Here is a 21808-nt window from a genome sequence, read left to right on the forward strand (position 1 = left end):
ATGCCAATACATTTAATATGGGGGGATGATTATGAAGCCTGTAACAGGGAAATAGAAGAAATAATTCAAACAGTTATTGATCCATCATGGAAAAGTTTTAACTATAGTCAAATAGATGGAAATGACCCAAGGCAAAATTTCAGAGCACTTGAAGAGGTTCAAAGTGCTCCTTTAGGAAGCGGAGGCAGAGTTGTACTGGTTAGAAGAAGCCCCTTTTGCAATGGATGTTCTATGGAGTTGGCTAAAAAACTTGAACAAGCAATTAAATTAATTCCTGATAATACACATCTAATTTTAAATAATTCAAATAAGCCAGATAAAAGACTTAAGACAACAAAATTAATAGAGAAAAGTATACAATCAAATATTTTATCAAAGGAAGAAAGTTTTCTTCTTCCACTACCATGGGATATCAATGGACAACGAAAATTAGTCAAAACTATTTTATCTAAATTAAATCTAAAAATGAATAATGATACAATTGATTTAATAGTAGAAAGTATAGGTAATGATAGCTCTTTAATTAATACAGAACTTCAAAAACTCTCATTATTATCAGAGGCAATTACTAAAAAATCAAACACAAATGGACAACGAGAAATCTCAAAAGAACTAGTCAAAAAAATAATTCAAAATAATTCTACTAATGCCCTTGAAATTGCCGATTGCCTACTGAAAGGACAGAGAATTGTAGCCCTACACAAAATTCAATCCTTACTTAGAAATGGAGAACCAGCTTTAAGGATAATTACAACGCTGACTGGTCAATCAAGAGGATGGCTTTGGGTACATCTATTGGATTCACAGGGGAATCAGGATGTCAAAGAGATCGCCAAACTTTCTGGGATTTCTAATCCAAAACGTATTTATGTAATTCGCAAACAAATTCAAGGTAAATCTTTGGAAATTTTGCTTGAATTAATGAAAAAACTTTTAAAAATCGAAGCCTCAATAAAATCAGGAACCAATCCAATCGATTCTTTTAAAGATAATCTGCTAACAGAAAGTAAAATTTTGACTAATAACTGAAATAATTAACAAGTTAACGATAGTTCAATGACATTGCTGGTTCAAAAATTTGGCGGCACCTCTCTAGGAAGCATTGAGCGAATAAAAGCTGTCGCGCAAAAAATCAAATCCAGTAAAGAAAAAGGTAATGATCTGGTTATTGTTGTTTCTGCAATGGGACATCAAACTGATGAGTTAACACATCTAGCGTCAGAAATAACTCTTGATCCTCCCAATAGAGAAATGGATATGCTCCTATCAACTGGGGAACAAGTTTCTATATCATTATTAACGATGGCCCTGAACGAATTGGGCACGCCAGCAATATCCTTAACTGGGACTCAAGCTGGAATTATCACAGAATCAGCTCATGGACGAGCAAGGATACTCGAGATCAGGACAGAACGAATAAACAATCTCTTAGGACAAGGAAAAACCATAGTTATTGCTGGATTCCAAGGAACCAGTCTTGGCATAGGAGGAATTGCTGAAATCACAACTTTAGGAAGAGGAGGATCAGATACTTCTGCAGTCGCTTTAGCAGCATCTCTTGAGGCTGATAAATGTGAAATATATACCGATGTTCCTGGTGTTTTAACAACTGATCCAAGAATAGTGAAAAATGCAAAATTAATGAAAAGTATTAGTTGTGATGAAATGTTAGAACTGGCTAGCCTTGGAGCTGCTGTTTTGCATCCTCGAGCAGTTGAAATAGCAAGAAATTTCGGCGTAAATCTAGTAGTTAGGTCAAGTTGGGACAACCTTGATGGAACCACTTTAACTAGTAAAAAGAATCATATTTTTTCTAAAGGTGGGATAGAACATCGCAGTCCTGTCGATGGGTTAGAACTTGTTGAAAATCAAGCAATCGTAGCTTTATCTAATATTCCAGATAGGCCTGGAATTGCTGCTGAGCTTTTTGAATCCTTATCAAAAGGTGGAGTCAATGTCGATCTAATTATTCAAGCAACACACCAAATAAACTCTAACGATATTACTTTTAGTGTTACAGAAACTGAACTAAATAATGCACTAAATCAATGTGAAAAACTTATTAATACTCTTGGAGGTGAAATATCTTCCCAAAAGGGTCTGAGCAAACTAAGTATTTATGGAGCTGGGATAATGGGGAGACCTGGAATAGCATCATCTCTATTTCAAACTCTATCTGATTCTGGTATTAATATCAGACTTATAGCAACTAGTGAAGTCAAAGTAAGTTGTGTTATTGATGCACAACTAGGGAAAAAAGCATTACGTAATGTAGGAGAAGTTTTCAAGCTCACTGATCAACAAATTTCTCTCAATCCTTCTGTTGAAAACAACAACGAGCCAGAAGTAAGAGGCATAGCTTTAGATAAAGATCAAATCCAAATTTGCGTAAAAAATGTTCCAGATAAACCAGGTACTGCTTCCACTATATGTTCCACATTGGCTGAGAAAAACATCAGTTTAGACACAATAGTTCAGTCAGAAAGAAAGCAAAAGTATAAAACAAAAGATATTAGTTTCACTTTAAAAAAAAATGATAGAAGTCTTGCCAAATATGCATTACAAGAATTGATTTCACACTGGAAAGGATCAACACTCGAAGAAGGAGTATCCATTGTTCGAATTAGTGCAGTAGGATCTGGAATGCCTTTTACAAAAGGAACAGCAGGTAAAATATTTAGAGCACTAGCAAATCAAAAAATTAATATCGAAATGATCGCTACTAGTGAAATAAGAACAACTTGTATTATCTCAGAAAAATATGGTGAAAAAGCATTAAATGAAATTCATTCTTGTTTTAAATTAGGAAAGAATGAAAGCTAACAATATCTCATTTACCAACTAACCTGTGCCTTAATTTTTTTATACGATCTCTTAGAATTGCAGCTTTTTCAAAATCTAGCTCTTTAGCTGTTATTTTCATTTTTGATTCCAATTTTTCAATTAATTCAGGCAAAGATTCTAAAGACATGCCGTTATCAGATTCCTTAGAACTATGATCTATCAACTTATCAGCAATATCAACAAAATCATCGGTGGTTCCATCTTGATTTAATCTTCTGGAAAGCTCTAAGAAAGAAAGAATTGAATTACTTGCTTTCTTACCTGCTGGCTTAGGAGTAATGCCGTTCTCAATGTTATAAGTATTTTGAATTTCACGACGTCTTTCAGTCTCACTAATAGCCTTTGCCATAGAGTCGGTCATTTTATCCGCATATAACAAAGCTAAACCTTCAACATGTCTTGCTGCTCGACCAATTGTTTGTATTAAAGATCTTTGTGCTCTTAAAAATCCTTCTTTATCTGCATCTAGTATTACTACAAGCGAGACTTCAGGTAAATCTAAACCTTCTCTCAGAAGATTAACTCCGACTAAAACATCATATTCTCCCAGTCGTAAATCTTGAATAATTTCAATTCGCTCGATTGAATGAATCTCTGAATGTAAATAGCGAACTCTTATTTTATTTTCAGATAAATAATCTGTAAGATCTTCAGCCATTCTTTTAGTGAGAGTTGTGACAAGTATTCTTTGTTTTTTAGATGCTCTTTTTCTAATTTCGAAAAGTAAATCGTCAACTTGACCATCTGTAGGACGAACTTCAACTAACGGGTCTAGGACCCCTGTAGGTCTTATAACTTGCTCAACTATATTTCCTGGTGATTGGGACAATTCCCAATCACCAGGAGTAGCACTTATAAAAACAGTTTGTTTTGCTTTATTCCAAAATTCTGTATCCTTTAAAGGACGATTATCAGCTGCACTTGGTAGTCTAAAGCCATGATCTATTAGCACTTTTTTTCTAGCTTGATCACCATTGTACATAGCTCTTAATTGAGGACAAGTAACATGACTTTCATCGATAAGTAATAACCAGTCTTTAGGAAAATAATCAATTAGGCATTCTGGCGCTGAGCCAGGTTCTCTTCCGGAGAGATGACGAGCATAATTTTCAACTCCATTACAGTATCCAACTTCTTTTAACATTTCTAAATCATAAATTGTTCGTTGTTCTAACCTTTGAGCCTCAAGTAATTTACCCTCTTGATTAAGAAATTCTAATCTGTCTTTTAACTCTTTTCTTATTGCTTTAATTGCAGATTCTAGGCGATCTTTAGGTGTAACAAAATGTTTTGCTGGATATATGTTAATTGAGTCTATTTTATTTAATATTTCTCCAGTAGTAGGATCGACATAGCTAATACTTTCAATTTCATCTCCAAATAATTCAAGTCTTACAAGTCTGTCATCATATGCTGGGCCTATTTCTAATACATCTCCTCTAACTCTAAATCTACCTCTACTAATTTCGATATCATTACGTGTATATTGATTAGAGACTAATGATCTCAGACAAGATCTTAAATCAATACTTTGACCAACTTTAAACTTTACAGAAGCCTTTAAATATTCACTTGGGATTCCCAAACCATATATACAACTAATTGACGCAACAACTATGACATCATCTCGTTCGAATAAAGATCTAGTAGCAGAGTGGCGTAACATATCTATTTCTTCATTAATTGATGAAGTCTTTGCTATATAAGTATCACTTACTGGAACATAAGCTTCTGGTTGATAATAATCATAATAAGAGATGAAATATTCAACGGCATTATCAGGAAAAAACTCCCTTAATTCATTACATAATTGAGCTGCAAGTGTTTTGTTATGAGCCAAAACCAATGCAGGTCTACCAGTTTGCGCTATCAAATTAGCTATAGTAAAAGTCTTTCCTGTTCCAGTTGCACCTAATAAAGTTTGAAACTTTTCTCCGCCATTTACACCTCCAACAAGCCCTTTAATAGCTGATGGTTGGTCACCTTTCGGAACGTAAGGAGCTTTAAGTTTATATTCAGGCATATTTTTATTTAATTAAAAAACAAACAAATTTATTAATTTCATATTCTTCAGATTGTAATCAAAAAAAGATTTTAATTACCTTATAAAATTCATAGATTAACCGTGGTAACAAATTTAAAGGTATCTATAGCCTGTCTAAGACCATTGACGGTCGCAATCATAGCTAATTCAGTATTTAATTTATTGACTGCTGAACCAATACCAACCCCATTAGCTCCCGTTGATAAAGCCATGGGGACAGTGACTTCAGAGAGTCCAGAAGCACATATCACAGGCACATCATAATTACTCTCCTTTAAAGCAGATGCGATAACGAAAGTCGCAGCCAAAGTAGGTGATGCTTTTTCTATTAAACCTAAAGTCCCAGGGCTCATGGGTTTAGAACTTGTGCCTCCTTCTGTCTGAATTAAGTCGACCCCTCTATCGACAAGGTCTAACGCTAATTGAGCTTGCCTATCTAAAGGCAACACATGCGGAACTGTCACTGACAAAAACACTTCAGGTAAAAGACGTCGAGATTCAGCAGCTAATGAAAGCACCTCATCAGCCGAGAAAAAACGCCCATCTGGATAAAAAGAATCAAAATTCCCAATCTCAATCATTGATGCTCCTGCTTTCACAGCTTCAGGGAAAAGTATTGGTTCCACCGAACTGACACACACAGGAATACTAGAGGCCTCTACAGCTAGCTCTACTAATTTTGGTTCACAAGCAATGTCCAACAAGTCGGCTCCCCCATGACCTGCTGCTTTCGCAATTAGAAATACTGATTCTTGATTAAAGTTACTTAAACCAGAAATTACTTTCAATAAAGATCTATTTTGAATACTCTTTTGAAGTGAAACTGGCAATGTCTGTAAACGTGTCATAAAAATATCAACTATTAACCTGATTGTGACACTGACTCAGCAAAAGAACTAAAAAAATGCGAATAGAACTCTGAAACCAAAGCAAATGTCACATTCTTCTAAAAATGACATGTCTTGGAGTAAATGGCATACGCGTTTACACAAAAGGCTGAAACAAAATAAATCTCTGCTTCCCATTAACTCCACACTTCTTTTAGCCATATCTGGTGGCCAAGATTCGATGGCTCTTCTTAAATTAATTATTGATCTAAAAAGACTATATAAATGGCAAATAGAAATCTGGCATGGAGATCACCAATGGCATGCTAAATCCGGGGAAATAGAAGAAGAGTTAAAACTTTGGTGCCTAAATAGGCAAATATCATTTCACTCTAATAAAGCAGATAAAAAAGAAGTACCTAATGAAGAAAAGGCAAGAGATTGGAGATATAGAAATCTAATAATAAAAGCCAAGTTTTTATCATCAAAGAATATACATTCTCCGTTTACCAGAATATTAACTGCTCATACAGCTACTGATCGAGCAGAAACAGTAATAATGAACTTAGCGAGAGGAACTGATCTGGTTGGACTTACTACTCTTAAAGAGCAAAGAACTATAGAGAATTATTTAGACTTGGCAAGACCTCTCCTGATCTTTAATAGACAAGAGACTCTTCAAATTTGTAAAGATTTTGATTTGCCAATTTGGATTGATCCTTCAAATGAAAATATTAATTTGACAAGAAATAAAATAAGAAAAGAAATTTTACCAATTCTAAATTCAATCTATAATGGAGCAGACTCTAGAATAGCTTCTGTTGCTAATAGACTTGAAAGTTATAACGAAGACCAAAAATTATTTGCAAAACTGGCAATAGAATCTTGCCAAGGAGAAAAAATCAATTCTCTATCAAAAATAAAACTATTAAGTTTAACAAACTCTATTAGAAAAATAATTATTTCTAATTGGTTAAAACAATTAGGCGTAAGAAGTGTAACTGCTTTACAAATCGAAGAAATAAATACCAAAATATCTCAAAGAAAACCACCTGGAACCATCCATCTTCATGGAGAATTCCTCATAAGATGGGATAAAAAAACTATATATATATCAAACAAAACAAATTAAAAGACACAAATATTCAGTTACTAACTAATCGCAGATCTGCGTCGTCTTGTTCTTCCAGATGGCATTTCACCTGAATTCCTTTCGCTAGTTGTTTTTTGTTCCACTGGTGCACTTGGCTCTTTATTTGTTACGGGTGAATTGTTTGCCTTATTTGGCCCTTTATCAGCATTTTTCTTAACTACTTGTCTTGATTCTAGCTGTTGATCAAGTTGAGGTTTATATGCACGAGTCCCACCAGGAGCAGGTTGAACAAGACAAAGGATTAATGGTTCAGCTTGAACCTCCCTTCTTAATCGACGAGATAAGCCTGATTCAACCTCTCTTTGCAATCCAATCCAATCGACCTCAACTGACTTAGCTCCTGTCTTCATAACAAGCTGTTTCCATCGATTTTCCAAGACCCAATTAATCTCTCTTTCAGTCCAATTGAGCATTGTTTTAGCATCAACATTTGTTATAACACCACGAAGATTGACCCTTGGAGGTGCAACCATTACGCCATCAGTACTAATTGGAGCAAGCACAGTAATAACTCCATCATCAGCAAGTTGCTGACGTTCTTTTAAGACTCGAGTATCTACAACCCCTGTCCTAGAGGAATCTAATAATTCAACTCCTGATTTAACTGGTGACCCTTGCACAAGAGAATCTGGTCTTAATTCAGCAACGTCACCATTTTCCATAACCAAAACATTCTCTGGATGAACCCCCATCGATACAGCAGTTTTTCCATGTAGAACTTGCATTCGGTACTCCCCATGAACAGGAATAAAGTATTTAGGTCTAGTTAATCCAAGCATCCATTTTTGGTCTTCTTGGCATCCATGGCCTGAAACATGAATACCTTTGTCTTTGCCATAAATAACTTTTGCACCCAATTTTATTAATTTATCAATCGTATGCATTACAGAAATAGTATTTCCAGGAATAGGACTAGCAGAAAAAATGACAGTGTCACTTGTTTTCAACTGAACATGTTGATGCTCACCTCTAGCGATACGACTCAAAGCAGCCATTGATTCTCCTTGACTACCTGTCATCAATAAAAAAGTCTCTCTGTCAGGCAAATCTCTAATCTGTTTAATTGGGAAAAACAAATCATCAGGGAAACGCATATATCCCAGCTCTCTTGCTTTCCCGACCACATTGAGCATTGAACGTCCTAGCAAGCCAACTTTTCTACCATTTTTCATCGCTAACTCTAAAAGCATCGCTACGCGATGAGTTGAACTGGCAAATGTAGTAACCATAACTCTGCCCTCTGCAGTCGCAATGTATCTATCTAAATTTGGAAAAACAGAATATTCAGAAGGGGTGAATCCTGTGACTTCAGAGTTCGTTGAATCAGATAGAAGGCAAAGAACACCTTTATCTCCATAGTGAGCCATTCTGGCTAAGTCTGAAGGCTGACCATCAGGCGGAGTATGGTCAAACTTAAAATCACCAGTAAAAAATACTACTCCTACAGGAGTTGTTACTGCGAAAGAGTAACTATCAGAAATTGAATGTGTATTTCTTACAAATTCAACTGAAAAATGTTGTCCAACTTTGATAACTTCTCTTGGTCCACATACTTGTATTGTTGTCCGATCAGCAACTCCTGCTTCCTCCATTTTCCCCCTAAGCATAGACATAGCCAGTGGCGGACCATACACAATGGGAATATTAAAGTTCTTTAAATGATGAGAAATGCCACCAATATGATCTTCATGTCCATGAGTTACGACCAAACCCCTTATTCGACTTTGATTTTCACGTAAATAAGTAGTGTCTGGCATGACAACATTTACTCCATGCATCCCGTCTGTTGGGAAAGCCAGACCAGCATCAAGAATCATGATGTCATCACCATATTCAAAGACGCAGGTATTTTTTCCAATTTCTCCGAGGCCGCCTAAGGGAATAATCCTCAAGCAAGGAGATTTCGATTGATTATTTTTTGAACCTTGAGAATTCATTGAACTTGATGTCATGGAAAAATTTATGCAAAAAACTTGGTTGTTACCCAAATGAAAGTCTGATCCAAACGGAAACGCTTGAATCGATCAAATCAATCTCATAGAAGAGAGTATCTTCACGAGTTCTGCTTTCATTTCGCTGTTTAAAGAGACTAAAGGACTTCGAGGAGGTCCAACAGACCAACCGATTAGTTGAAGTGCCGCTTTCACAGGAATGGGATTTGTGGTTGCAAAAAGGGATTTAAAAAGAGGTTGTAAAATCTCGTGCAAATAAAGTGCATCAGCATATTTACCTTCTAAAAAACTATCTATGATTTTCTTCAAATTAGGACCAACTAAATGACTTGCGACACTAACAACGCCTACTGCACCTACTGAAAGCATTGGCAAAACCAAAGCATCATCACCGCTATACACAGCTAGATCTGATCCACAATAGTTTCTTAATTGAGTCACTTCCTCGGTAGTTCCGCTTGCCGCTTTAAAACTGACTACATTACTGCAATCCATAAGCTTACTTACAATACTAGGCGATATTGAACACCCTGTCCGCCCAGGAATGTTGTAGAGCATCAAAGGTAACTTTGGGGCTGCTTTTGCAATAGCGCGAAAATGAATTTCTAATCCTTCTTGCGGTGGCTTGTTGTAATAGGGAACAACAACTAACGCACCATCAGCGCCTGAATTAGCTGCTTCCTTTGTAGCCTCAATCGCCTCAGCAGTCGAATTACTTCCTGTTCCAGCTAAAACTTTAGCCCTAGATCCTAGGGAATTTCTTACTGTTTCCAGCATCTTTTGCTGTTCTTGCCAAGTTAAAGTTGGTGATTCCCCCGTAGTTCCACATACAACGATTCCATCTGAACCTTGATCTACTAAATAATTTGCCAAATCAGCCGCAAGACCATAATCAACTTTCCCATCTTCATCAAATGGAGTCACCATTGCGGTTAACATCCTTCCGAAAGGGGCTGGTGATAATAATGCTGACTTAATCATGAGTTTTTTGGCAATAAAAGTTCAGCAATCTGTACTGCATTAAGTGCGGCTCCCTTACGTATTTGATCTCCACACAACCATAGTTCCAAAGCATTGGGGTTACTTATATCCTGCCTTATACGGCCAACAGATATTGGGTCTCTTCCGGTTACATCTTGTGGCATCGGAAAACGATTGTTTTCCAAATCCTCAAGGATCTCAACTCCTGGTGCAGATTCCAAAATCTCATAAGCTTCTTTTACTGAAAAAGGCTTTGTAAATTCAATATTGACCGCTTCGGAATGCGCTCTAAAAACTGGAACTCTTACACATGTTGCGGTCAAAGAAAGCTCGGGATCTCCAAGAATCTTTCTGGTTTCATTAACCATTTTCATCTCTTCCTCGCAATAATTATTCGATTGCAAAGGTGAATTATGCAAAAAAAGATTAAATGCTAAGGAATAAGGAAGAACTTTACTTTCTGGAGTTATTCCATTTAAAACTTCTTGACTTAATTTTCCTAGTTCTTCCATTGCCATTGCACCTGCACCACTAGCTGATTGATAGGTTGATACAACTACCCGTTTAATAGGAATATTCCTAGTCAATGGAGATAGAACCAACGCTAATAAAATTGTCGTGCAATTCGGATTAGAAATTAAACCTTTGTGTTTACTCACATCAGCAGGATTGACTTCGGGAACAACCAAAGGAACATTATCGTCCATTCTAAATGCACTGGAGTTGTCAATCATCAAAGCTCCAGAGCTTTTGATTCTATCTTTCCACTTTCGAGATATTGAACTACCAGCTGAAGCCAAAATTAAATCTACATTTTCAAAACTATCTTCAGTTGTCTCTTCCACTTTTAAATCTGTTCCACAAAAACTTTGCATCTCCCCTGCTGAACGATGAGAAGCAAGTAAAATTAATTTTTTTATAGGAAAAGATCTCTCTTCAAGCAAACTCAATAATTCCTTACCTACAGCTCCACTTGAACCAAGTATCGCAACTGTAAGAGGTCTATTTGGAAGAAGAATCTGTGGGTTCAAACTTAATAAAGAGAATAAAAAGGCTTAACAAAAAAATTTTTCTTATTGGAAAAATCAACAAATAACAAATTTTTCGATACTTTTTAGGCCACAATAGCTTTGGAAGTGAATTAACGCTTTCTTACGCTAACCAAATTTGAGAATTCCGTTTCAATGAGTGCTGCAAAATTAAAAGTAACAACCAGTTCGAAACCCAATAGCAGGATTGCTGTAGCGGTTGAAGTTCCTGCAGATCGATGCAAAAAGAGTTATGACGAAGCTTTAAGTAAACTAAGCAGATCTATTTCAATTCCTGGTTTTCGCAAAGGTAAAGTTCCAAAAGCAGTAGTTATTCAACAACTTGGGGTCAAAAGGATACAAGCCTCTGCATTAGAATCACTATTGCAAAAAATATGGACAGAAACTTTAGATCAAGAGGGAATTGAACCTTTATGTGAGCCTGAACTAGAAGATGGATTTGAAACTATTTTAGAAAATTTTAACCCTGAAAAATTGCTTACATTAAAACTTGAAACTGACATAGCTCCTATTCCAACTTTAAAGAAATCTTCGGGTCTAACTGCTGAAGTAGAGAATTTAATCTTTGATCCAAAAAAAGTAGATGAACTAATTGAGCAATCCAGAGCTCAACTTGCAACTAAGGTCCCAGTTAATGATCGTGCCGCAAAAAAAGGCGATATTGCGCTGTTAAGCTTTAAAGGAAGTTTCTCAGATGATGGAAGCGAAATTAAAGGAGGAAGCGGTGATTCAATAGAAATAGAACTTGAAGAAGGCAGGATGATTCCTGGGTTCATTGAGGGTGTGATTGGAATGAATATCAATGATAAAAAAACATTAAAATGCCAATTTCCCAAGGATTATCATCAAGAAGATGCCAAAGGAAGAAAAGCTGAATTCAAAGTCAGTCTAGAAGATTTAAAAATCAAAGAGTTACCAGAGCTAAATGACGAGTTTGCGAAGCAAGCAAGTGATAAAGAAAATATGAATGACTTACGAGCAGATCTTGAAAAGAGGCTAAAAGAAGATACTGAAAGAAAACAAGCAAAGAATCGTCAGGACTCACTGCTTGAAGCCTTGGTCAAAGAGCTTGAAGTTGAGCTGCCCAAAACTCTTATTGAACAAGAAGTACGAGTAATTGTTGAACAAACAGCTCAAAATTTTGCTCAGCAGGGAATTGATGTCAAATCAATGTTTACTCCAGAGCTTGTAAAATCTCTAATGGAGTCCTCAAAAGGAGAAGCAGAGAAAAAGCTGCGTCAAAAACTAGCTTTAAATGCTTTGGCTAAGTCTGAGAAAATCGAAGTTTCACAAAAAGAAATCAATTCAAAACTGAAATCTATAGAAGAGGAAATCAAGCTTTCAAACGAAAAAAATATTGATGAAAGTCGTCTCAAAGAAGCTATTACTGATGATTTGTTGCAAGAAAAATTATTTGTTTGGCTTGAAGAGAATAATACTGTTTTAGAAAAAGACCCAGAAAAAAACAAGGATCAAAGCAAAGAGAAAAGTTCTAAAAAGACAACAACAAAAACAAATAAAGAAAAGAAAAGTTCTAAAACACCCAAATCCTAGTTTCTACGCATAGATTAAAAGTACTAGTTATCTACAGTTTAAGTTGATTGAAGCAAGACAAACTCACCCCATTAGTAATTTGTGGAATAACTCCTTCCTCTTTTCAGGACCGGCGGTTCTACCAACGGTAATTGAACAATCAGGTCAAGGGGATCGGGCATTTGATATTTACTCTCGATTACTTCGTGAAAGAATCATTTTTCTAGGAACTGATGTAAATGATCAAGTTGCTGATGCATTGGTTGCTCAAATGCTTTTTTTAGAGGCTGATGATCCCGAAAAAGATATTCAGTTGTATATCAACTCTCCAGGAGGATCAGTCACTTCAGGACTAGCCATCTATGACACCATGCAGCAAGTCAGTCCGGATGTCATAACAATTTGCTACGGTCTTGCAGCCAGCATGGGAGCTTTTCTTCTCTCTGGAGGAGCAAAAGGTAAAAGACTTGCATTGCCCAATTCTAGAATAATGATTCATCAACCTCTTGGTGGAGCTCAAGGTCAAGCAGTGGAGATTGAAATCCAAGCCAAAGAAATTCTCTATTTAAAAGAGACCCTTAATTCACTTTTAGCAGAGCACACAGGACAAAATATTGAAAAGATTTCAGAAGACACTGATCGAGACCACTTTCTTTCTCCTCAAGAAGCGGTTGAATATGGCCTGATCGACAAAGTGGTTTCCAATCTCAACTCCATATGAATCATTAAGGAAAGCTGACAAGACATCAATCCTAAATGATCCTATTAATTGAGACTGGATAAAATTAATTATCGGTCTATCTAACCTGTATTTTTTTAGAGCTCGATGGCAAAATTTGAGGCCCATCTTAAATGCTCCTTTTGTGGCAAGGCCCAAGATCAGGTGAGGAAACTCATTGCTGGTCCAGGAGTTTACATATGCGATGAATGTATCGACTTATGCAACGAAATTTTGGATGAAGAACTTATTGATAATCCAACTCATCAAAGAAGTGGAAATGAGCAAAGCCATAAAACTAAAGCTGCAACAACAACAGCTAAACCTGCTCCAACACTTGCTTCCATACCCAAGCCCATTGAGATTAAAAAGTTTTTAGATGATCAAGTGGTAGGGCAAGAACCTGCAAAAAAAATCTTATCAGTAGCTGTCTATAACCACTACAAGAGACTTGCATGGCTGGGTGATGGGTCTGGAGAGACTGATTTAACAGCAACAAAATTACAAAAATCTAATATTTTATTAATTGGCCCAACTGGATGCGGAAAGACATTACTTGCACAAACACTAGCTGAAATGCTTGATGTTCCATTTGCTGTCGCTGATGCAACAACTCTTACTGAAGCTGGATATGTTGGGGAGGATGTAGAAAATATTCTCTTACGCCTGCTGCAGAAAGCAGATATGGATGTGGATGTAGCACAAAGAGGAATTATTTATATAGATGAAATTGACAAAATTGCTAGGAAAAGTGAGAACCCATCCATTACTAGAGATGTTTCTGGAGAAGGAGTGCAGCAAGCACTTCTAAAAATGCTCGAGGGTACTGTTGCCAACGTGCCTCCACAAGGAGGGAGAAAGCATCCTTATGGTGACTCTATTCAAATTGATACAAGCCAAATTCTCTTTATATGTGGCGGAGCATTTGTTGGCTTAGACAATGTAGTGCAAAAAAGACTTGGGAAAAATTCAATTGGTTTCATACCAAATGAAAATAGGACAAGAGCTAAATCCAGTCGAGATCGTATTGGCGCAGATTTAATTAATGACCTTGAGCCTGACGATCTCGTGAAATATGGGCTAATTCCCGAATTTATTGGAAGAATGCCTGTCAGTGCAATCTTAGAGCCATTAAATGCCAAAGCACTTGAGTCTATCCTTACGGAACCAAGAGATGCCTTAGTAAAACAATTTAGAACCTTATTAAGTATGGATAATGTAGAACTCTCATTTGACGAAGATGCTGTTGAGGCAATTGCCCAAGAAGCTTATAAAAGAAAAACTGGAGCTAGAGCTTTGCGAGGAATTGTCGAAGAAATAATGCTAGATCTGATGTATAGCCTTCCATCTCAAACTAAGATTAAAAATTTCAATGTAACAAAAAAAATGGTTGATGAAATCACAGGTGGGAAAGTGGTTCCTCTTTTATCAACTGAAAAAAGAATCGTGAAAGAATCTGCCTAGAGCAAATGAACTGTTTGGATGCATTTATTGAAGTTAATTAAAAAAAATAAAAGATTTGCAAAAATTAAATTAGTCAAATATTTGATGAATGATTTTAGATTTTGAATATGATCAAATAAATCAAGAATAAATGTTTCATATTTTGAATTGCGAATGATAACGACTTATGAGCCATTACATCATAAATATCGCCCAACAAGCTTTGACGAACTTGTTGGACAAGACCCAATTAAGTCAACATTAAAACAGGCATTGATAAGTGATCGAATTGCCCCTGCATATATATTTTCTGGACCTCGAGGAACAGGTAAAACATCAAGCGCAAGAATTTTCGCAAAATCTTTAAATTGCTCAAAAAGTGAAAAAGCTACAACCGTACCCTGCGGTGAATGTGAACTCTGTAAGGGAATTAGTTCTGGAAATGCATTGGATGTAATTGAAATTGATGCAGCTTCGAATACAGGTGTTGAAAATATTCGCGAATTAATAGAAAGATCTAGATTTGCTCCTGCAAAAGCTCGCTGGAAAGTTTATGTAATAGATGAATGCCATATGCTTTCAACCGCAGCATTTAATGCACTTCTAAAAACCTTAGAAGAACCCCCCCGTCAAGTCGTATTTATTCTTGCTACAACAGATCCTCAACGCGTTTTACCTACAATTCTTAGTAGATGCATGCGCTTTGATTTCAGAAGAATAGCTCTGCATGATTTAGAAAGTCATTTACTAAGTATTGCTAAAAACGAAGAAATATCAATCAACAAAGAAGCAATACAATTAATCGCAAAACATTCCCAAGGAGGGTTAAGAGATGCGGAAAGTTTACTTGATCAAGTTAGTTTACTCCCTCCACCAATAACTAAATTAAACATTATTAATTTGATAGGAGCTGTCTCAGAAGAGGAATTAATTATATTAGCGAAGTCTTTAATAAATAAAGATCCAAATTCTATTCTAAATATTTGCAATTGCCTGATAAATAAAGGGAAAGAACCAATTGCAATTTTACAAGGAATAGCATCTATATTAAGAGACTTAGTGGTAACAAAAGTTACAAGTGAACCGACTGATTTATGTAATATTTCTCCTGAGAATAGTGAAAGCTTAAAAGTATTAGCAACTTCTACCAACCTTGATCAACTACTCTACCTACAGGCTAAATTAAAAGGGTCAGAAAACTATATCAGAAATAGCAATCAACCAAAACTATGGTTGGAAATTCATTTGCTTGGAATGCTTTCAAATGAAGATTCAAAAGAAAATAACAGAATACAAGCATCCTTTGTTAAACCCAAAACAACAGATAATTCTGAGCCTAACAATAAATATCAAATATCTAAAAGCATAGCCCCTCATACAGATAAAGAACTAATTAAAAAGACAGCTTTTCAATATGAGCAAATACCCAGTCCAACTTTAAATCTTGATGATATTTGGAAAAAAGTCATAGCGATGTTAGAGCTTCCTTCAACAAAAATGCTGCTTTCACAACAAGCTAAATTAATAAATCTGAACTCAGATTCTGCTGAAATAGTCATTTCAGAAAAATGGATAAATATGATTCAAAGTCGCAAAAATCTGATTGAAGATGCTTTTTATAAAGCGAGAGGATCATCAACTAAAGTTCTTTTAATACAACAAAAAGATAACTTATCTGATTCTAGCAAAGATGAAAAAGTTTCCCAGAAAATAGATGAAAAAAATAAATATAAAATTGGAAGAGAGCCAAATCAAAATAATTTTAAAGAGGATAAGATAGAATCAAAAAATAATTTAAAAGCAAATTCTATTGATCAACAGGCTAAGCAATTCGCAGACTTCTTTAATGGAAAAATTGTAAATCTTGAATAAATAAGATTACTGCATTAAGAACCAATATGATCTGTTTTTTCCCATATTAAAGTCTTACGAAATAATGACATTTTGATGACTACAAAGGGAATAACAACAAACCAATGTGCAAGATAAATTGTTGCTCCAAGTATATTAAAAAAATTAGGCGATGGTAAGCTTGGACCTTCACTATTTTGAGAACATCCTTTCCAAAAAGCTACACTAGAAATACCAAATGCAACTATAGATAGTGGCCAATATAGTGGCCTCTCATATAAAAGAAGTGATGCAATAAAATCTATAAATGCAACAACTGGTAAAACATATTGCAACAAGAAAAAGCAAGATAAATCTATTTTCTTAAAGTTGGATAAGCGTTTCGAGATCAATAAGGGCCAGTAATCGAAAAACCTTTGCAAACCACCCTCAGCCCATCTTTTCCTTTGTCGAAATAAAGCAGACAATGATTCTACTGCTTCCTCTTGAATAGGTGGATCCCACATTATTACTATTGGCGAACGGGTTAATAAAAATCGAAAACTTAAATCTAAATCGTCAGTGATAGTTTGTTCATTAAAGCCTCCACAAGATTCAAGTACTTTTCTATTAATTAATTGACCATTACCTCTGAGCTCCGAAACACCACCACAAGCGAGTCTGCCCCTTTGAATAACAGCATCCATTGCCATCTCCATTGCTTGATATGAAGCAATTGGATTCAACTCACAATTAACAACTGATTTTCTTAACTGCACAGCAGACCATCCCCCATGCAAAGCAAGAGCTATTGCTCTAAGTAATACATCGCTCTGTAGTTGTGCGTCCGCATCAAGAATAAATAACCATTCTCCATCAGTTTTATTCAATACAGAATTCAGAGCTCCTGATTTACCACCACCACTCATCAATGGACGACTTAAAACATTGATTCTTGAGAAACTTCTACTCAATTTTTGTAATAAATCAGGTGTTCGATCTTGACTTCCATCATCAATTATCCATAGAGAAAGCTTCTCCTCTGGGTATTCAATTGATAAAAGTCTTGAAACCAGTCTCTCTATTACATTTTCTTCATCAAGTGCTGCCACCAATACATCTACTTTGGGAAGCGTTTCAATAAATTTTGCATCCTTAATTAAATACTCTTTTTGTAATTGATAATTATCCCTACGATCTTGTAAAACAACTCTTAAACCATACCCACCCAGTAAGACAGCCAAAGTAATTGAAGGTAATAAATTCTTGCTAGGGTCAATTAAATGAGGAAAAATTCCTACCAAAGCGCAACAAATCAAAAACAATATTGATTTAATGCGTCGGTTTTCTCCACTGATTTTGGCTAAAGCCATGGAGTAATCCTTTTATCAACAAGTGACTCTAAGAGGCTTTCATCACTAAGGCAAAAATCCATATTTAGTTTTCGGATAATAATGAGAAAGAATTTGTTTGGTAGTCCATCCATTTTTTGCTAACTCTATAGCCCCAGACTGAGACATTCCTGCTCCATGGCCAAAACCTCCACCAGAAAAAAGCCATTTACCTTCTTTAATTTCTTTAACAACAAATAATGTGCTTGGTAATTGTCTAAGAACACGTCGAATGTCATCAAGTTTAAGCAAAATTCCTGAGCCAGTCTTTCCGTCAATTTTCAACAAAGTGACTCTCCCACTACTTCCTCTCCTTACAACCTGAATTTTATGTGGATAGAAAGAACTACTAACTTTTTTAGCCTGATTGAGCTGTTTAGATACCTGCGAGGAATCTATTGTTCTTTCCCATCTAAAAAGTGGATGATCAGAACCAAAAGCCTCCGACTTAGAAAATAAAAAAGATTTCAAATATTTTTCATTCGATAGAGGTAAATCAACCCGACGGGACCACTGTTTTGGGCCATCCAAACGCATTTTTAAATAAGGAACTTCATTGATTGACCATGCTTCATCGACCGAGGCCATTACCCCACCATTTGTAGCGTGATAAACAGTGTTTATTGGCTTTTTATTCCAAGTGAGAATTTTTCCAGCAGTTTTTTTTATAGCAGTTTTAATTTTTTGATTGGCATTAGATGGATCCTTATAAACCTGACATTGGGTATCACTGCAAAGATTGTATCCATCAACTTTGAATCTATGGCTATTAGCCAAAGCCCATGTTCTAGCTAATACGGCCTGAGCTGCAAGTGCTGCTTCAGGTGAACTAGCGCCAATTTCGTAAGGAACTACTCCGTTTAAATACCTTTCAATAGGAACATGCTCAACTAAAGTCCAACTGCCATATGCGTCTGCCTGGATCGAAAATGGACCCGAGTATATTCCCTTCTCCCAGCGCAGGCCATCGGGGGCATGTAAAGAGATAGGACCTGTGAGAGCAATCTTTCCATCATTTCCATCTAAATAAGGTAAAACAGTCTTTGAAACTTTTATTTTTTGATAAGTCGACTTGATGAATGGAGGAATATCTTTGGCGCCTGACACCCAAACCTCCCAATCAAACGGATGAGCAATAGTTGAATCAATACCTTGATCTTTTAAATCATCTGCCAATCTTTCAGCAGATTCGAAACTTGCAAAAGGGCCAATTTTGTGGCGAACAAATACTTTTGGATCTAATAATTGTTTTGCTCGCCAACCAATATTAATTTCTTTAGCCCTTCTAATGATTCCCTCAGCATCTTTCAGAATCAAGTTTTTTCCGTTACTTACAAGCTTCAAAGATGGCGAATTTTGATCATTAATGATTTCCTTTCCTAAGTATGGCTTTATGCCAACAAGCAGAACATTTTTTTCCGTACTAATGAAAGGCGTCTTAGGAGGTTCTTGATGAGTTTTAAAAAATTTAACTTTGCGATGATTCGCAATACTTTCTTCATTTGAATAATGCACACCAATCAAGAGCAGCAAACCCCAAACAAAAAAACTCTTTTGAGCTTGTAAATAACTTTTAATCACAACAAAAATCTCCTTCCAGCAAGAATTTAATAATTTTAGGTTGGCTTAAGTGAACTCCAGGACGTATTCTTATAGTCTAACTATGCTTTTTCAATGCCAAAGCTCAAGACCCGCAAAGCTGCTGCAAAGCGGTTCAAAGCAACAGGCACTGGCAAGTTCATGAGACGTCGTGCATTTCACAATCACTTACTCGACCATAAGAGCCCTAAATTAAAAAGGCACCTTAAAACAAAAGCAGTCGTAGACGAACGTGATGCAGAAAACGTAAGCCTTATGCTTCCCTATGCTTAAGACTCCTTAAGAACTTTTATTGGTTCAATTTATTGATTTCTGATTATTAATTATGGCACGTGTTAAAAGAGGTAATGTTGCTAGAAAACGTAGAAACAAAATCCTTCGTCTAGCCAGAGGATTTAGAGGAGGCAATGGGACTCTTTTCCGGACTGCAAATCAAAGAGTAATGAAAGCTCTGTGTAACGCTTACAGAGACAGAAGAAGAAGAAAACGTGATTTCAGAAGACTATGGATCGCAAGAATCAATGCAGCAGCAAGATTAAATGGATTAAGCTATAGCAAGTTAATGGGTAGCTTAAAAAAATCAGACGTAAGAATCAACAGAAAAATGCTGGCTCAATTAGCAGTTACAGATCCTAAAACATTCACAAATATTGCAGTTAATTCAAAAAATTAATTATGCATAATTAGTGTTTGTCTTATTTAAAGAGATGAATGAACGATTAATTAAGATAAAAGAATACAGAAGAAATTCCAAAAATCAAGAATATGCTAATAATAAATAATTACTATACACTCAACAAATTAGTAATTGAGTTTTAGACGATGATAGTTAATCTTCCTCAAACTTATTTAGTAGGGCTGTGTTTGCTTTTAGTAATTATTGCTATTTTAGTAGGAAGACAGCTATATAAAGTAAGAAAAGATGAAATGAAGCTAATAAAATTAGAGAAAGAAGATTCAAATACAAAAGAAGATTCAGCTAAAATGTATGAATTAGCATCTGTTCAATTAAAGAAAAGATTATATCCACAAGCTACCTCAACTTTAAAACAAGCCTTAAAGAAACTTGATGGAGAACCAGAAGAAGCTAAAGCACTTATAGAAAATGCATTAGGCTTTGCACTAGCTGCTCAAAATGACTTTAAATCAGCAGTGATTCATTACAAAAAAGCATTAATAGCAAAATCTGAATATCCAGTTGCACTGAATAATCTTGGGTTTGCTTATCAACGTTTACTCAAAGAAGATGAAGCTTACAAAAATTATCAAGAGGTTTTAAAGCTAGATCCTAATAACAAAACTGCGATCTCGCAAATCAAAAGACTTGAACGTATAATCGGAAAAGATAAAGATCAATTATTGAATAAAAAAGGCTTCTAAATCATTCTTAATTCATCATATTTTACCTATGCAAAAAACAAATCAATTTCTCAAAATTGGAAATAAAGAATTCAAAAGTCGGCTTCTTGTTGGAACTGGTAAATACTCATCCCTAGAAGTAATGCAAAAAAGCCTAGTAAATACAAAATGTGAAATAGTTACTGTGGCAGTTAGAAGAATTCAAGGCCTTGAGCATGGACATAAAGGATTAATGCAATCAATAGACTGGAAAAATATATGGATGCTACCGAACACTGCAGGATGCTCAAATGCTGAAGAAGCTATTCGAATCGCAAGACTTGGAAGAGAATTGGCAAAGTTAGCAGGTCAAGAAAATAATAATTTTGTCAAATTAGAGGTTATTCCTGACAAAAAATATTTATTACCCGACCCAATTGGAACTTTAAAAGCAGCCGAGCAACTCGTTAAAGAAGGATTTACTGTTCTTCCATATATAAATTCTGATCCATTAATTGCGAAACAACTTGAAGAAATTGGATGTGCAACTGTTATGCCTCTTGGTTCCCCCATTGGATCTGCTCAAGGCATAAGAAATGAAGCAAACATTGCCATAATTATAGAAGAATCTCAAATCCCAGTAATTATTGATGCAGGTATTGGAGTTCCTAGTGAAGCAGCTCAAGCATTAGAAATGGGTGCTGATGGGGTTCTAATAAATAGTGCTATTGCTTTAGCTGAAAACCCAATTTTGATGGCTCAAGCCTTCTCGAAGGCAACTGAGGCTGGTAGAGATGCTTTTTTATCCGGAAGACTACAAGAGAACCCATTTGCCCATCCGAGCTCTCCAGTAGATGGAGTTATTTCAAATAATTAGAGTAATTCGTTAAAAATTAGTAACGTAATAGGCTAATAAACAAAAAAACATGACAGTCACTAAAGAAAGTCAAGGCAGGCTTAACGTTTTTGCAGACGAACCAAGAATTGAAATACTTACAAAAGAAAGCAGTGGCAACAAAGGTTCTTGGCTTTTTACCCTTGCTGGAGTTATCCTTGTAATTGGGCTTATCTCATATTCTTTAACAATCAAGTGAAACCCTTGTAGT

General features: G+C 35.8%; 19 protein-coding genes. 12 read left to right on the forward strand and 7 right to left on the reverse strand.

Annotation, left to right across the window (positions count from 1 at the left end):
* Complete coding sequence (gene holA / locus O5637_RS07005; RefSeq protein ID WP_269603708.1) at positions 1-1029, forward strand: DNA polymerase III subunit delta; 1029 nt, start codon at positions 1-3, stop codon at positions 1027-1029.
* Positions 1030-1056: 27 nt separating this feature from the next.
* Positions 1057-2823 (forward strand): aspartate kinase, encoded by a 1767-nt coding sequence (locus O5637_RS07010; RefSeq protein ID WP_269603710.1) that lies wholly within the window; start codon positions 1057-1059, stop codon positions 2821-2823.
* Positions 2824-2830: 7 nt separating this feature from the next.
* Here the strand turns inward: O5637_RS07010 and uvrB are convergent, their stop codons facing one another.
* Together uvrB and O5637_RS07020 are read right to left on the reverse strand one after the other, a co-directional pair.
* Entirely contained in the window at positions 2831-4867 is a 2037-nt protein-coding gene (uvrB, locus tag O5637_RS07015) for an excinuclease ABC subunit UvrB (protein ID WP_269603712.1), read from the reverse strand.
* A gap of 89 nt (positions 4868-4956) precedes the next feature.
* Positions 4957-5736, reverse strand: a complete 780-nt coding sequence (locus tag O5637_RS07020; RefSeq protein WP_269603714.1) for a DUF561 domain-containing protein — start codon at positions 5734-5736, stop codon at positions 4957-4959.
* Positions 5737-5845: 109 nt separating this feature from the next.
* On the opposite strand from O5637_RS07020, the gene tilS reads away from it, so the two are divergent.
* Positions 5846-6847: a tRNA lysidine(34) synthetase TilS gene (tilS, locus tag O5637_RS07025; RefSeq protein WP_269606946.1), complete on the forward strand. Its 1002-nt coding sequence runs from the start codon at positions 5846-5848 to the stop codon at positions 6845-6847.
* Between the two features lie 20 nt (positions 6848-6867).
* Here tilS and O5637_RS07030 read toward each other — a convergent pair whose 3' ends face one another.
* From O5637_RS07030 to O5637_RS07040, 3 genes are all read right to left on the reverse strand, one after another.
* Entirely contained in the window at positions 6868-8820 is a 1953-nt protein-coding gene (locus O5637_RS07030; RefSeq protein ID WP_269603715.1) for a ribonuclease J, read from the reverse strand.
* Positions 8821-8892: 72 nt separating this feature from the next.
* Positions 8893-9801, reverse strand: coding sequence for a 4-hydroxy-tetrahydrodipicolinate synthase (gene dapA / locus O5637_RS07035; protein WP_269603716.1), 909 nt, complete (start codon positions 9799-9801; stop codon positions 8893-8895).
* Entirely contained in the window at positions 9798-10832 is a 1035-nt protein-coding gene (locus O5637_RS07040) for an aspartate-semialdehyde dehydrogenase (protein WP_269603718.1), read from the reverse strand. The genes dapA and O5637_RS07040 overlap by 4 nt, the downstream gene beginning before the upstream one ends.
* A gap of 153 nt (positions 10833-10985) precedes the next feature.
* On the opposite strand from O5637_RS07040, the gene tig reads away from it, so the two are divergent.
* The 4 genes from tig to O5637_RS07060 all read left to right on the forward strand — a co-directional run bounded on the left by tig (position 10986) and on the right by O5637_RS07060 (position 16416).
* The gene (gene tig / locus O5637_RS07045) at positions 10986-12404 is read left to right on the forward strand and encodes a trigger factor (protein WP_269603719.1); all 1419 of its coding nucleotides are present in this window, start codon (positions 10986-10988) and stop codon (positions 12402-12404) included.
* A 43-nt stretch (positions 12405-12447) separates the two neighbouring features.
* The gene (gene clpP, locus O5637_RS07050) at positions 12448-13104 is read left to right on the forward strand and encodes an ATP-dependent Clp endopeptidase proteolytic subunit ClpP (protein ID WP_269603721.1); all 657 of its coding nucleotides are present in this window, start codon (positions 12448-12450) and stop codon (positions 13102-13104) included.
* A 105-nt stretch (positions 13105-13209) separates the two neighbouring features.
* Positions 13210-14565 (forward strand): ATP-dependent protease ATP-binding subunit ClpX, encoded by a 1356-nt coding sequence (gene clpX, locus O5637_RS07055; RefSeq protein ID WP_269603723.1) that lies wholly within the window; start codon positions 13210-13212, stop codon positions 14563-14565.
* Positions 14566-14718: 153 nt separating this feature from the next.
* Positions 14719-16416 (forward strand): DNA polymerase III subunit gamma/tau, encoded by a 1698-nt coding sequence (locus O5637_RS07060; protein ID WP_269603725.1) that lies wholly within the window; start codon positions 14719-14721, stop codon positions 16414-16416.
* A 14-nt stretch (positions 16417-16430) separates the two neighbouring features.
* Here O5637_RS07060 and O5637_RS07065 read toward each other — a convergent pair whose 3' ends face one another.
* The gene (locus O5637_RS07065) at positions 16431-17747 is read right to left on the reverse strand and encodes a glycosyltransferase (protein WP_269603727.1); all 1317 of its coding nucleotides are present in this window, start codon (positions 17745-17747) and stop codon (positions 16431-16433) included.
* A gap of 45 nt (positions 17748-17792) precedes the next feature.
* A complete protein-coding gene (locus O5637_RS07070) occupies positions 17793-19346 on the reverse strand; it encodes a SpoIID/LytB domain-containing protein (RefSeq protein ID WP_269603729.1) in 1554 nt (517 codons plus the stop codon).
* Positions 19347-19439: 93 nt separating this feature from the next.
* On the opposite strand from O5637_RS07070, the gene rpmI reads away from it, so the two are divergent.
* The 5 genes from rpmI to O5637_RS07095 all read left to right on the forward strand — a co-directional run bounded on the left by rpmI (position 19440) and on the right by O5637_RS07095 (position 21796).
* Positions 19440-19637, forward strand: a complete 198-nt coding sequence (rpmI, locus tag O5637_RS07075; RefSeq protein WP_038654742.1) for a 50S ribosomal protein L35 — start codon at positions 19440-19442, stop codon at positions 19635-19637.
* A gap of 52 nt (positions 19638-19689) precedes the next feature.
* Positions 19690-20037, forward strand: a complete 348-nt coding sequence (gene rplT, locus O5637_RS07080; RefSeq protein WP_269603732.1) for a 50S ribosomal protein L20 — start codon at positions 19690-19692, stop codon at positions 20035-20037.
* A 149-nt stretch (positions 20038-20186) separates the two neighbouring features.
* A complete protein-coding gene (locus tag O5637_RS07085) occupies positions 20187-20744 on the forward strand; it encodes a tetratricopeptide repeat protein (RefSeq protein WP_269603734.1) in 558 nt (185 codons plus the stop codon).
* Between the two features lie 28 nt (positions 20745-20772).
* On the forward strand, positions 20773-21579 hold the full coding sequence (locus O5637_RS07090; protein ID WP_269603736.1) for a thiazole synthase: 807 nt from the start codon (positions 20773-20775) through the stop codon (positions 21577-21579).
* A gap of 49 nt (positions 21580-21628) precedes the next feature.
* Positions 21629-21796: a high light inducible protein gene (locus O5637_RS07095; RefSeq protein ID WP_269603738.1), complete on the forward strand. Its 168-nt coding sequence runs from the start codon at positions 21629-21631 to the stop codon at positions 21794-21796.
* Positions 21797-21808: the final 12 nt, after the last annotated feature.

Origin of the sequence: Prochlorococcus marinus str. MIT 0917, from assembly GCF_027359575.1 — a bacterium.
Lineage (GTDB): Bacteria > Cyanobacteriota > Cyanobacteriia > PCC-6307 > Cyanobiaceae > Prochlorococcus_B > Prochlorococcus_B marinus_D.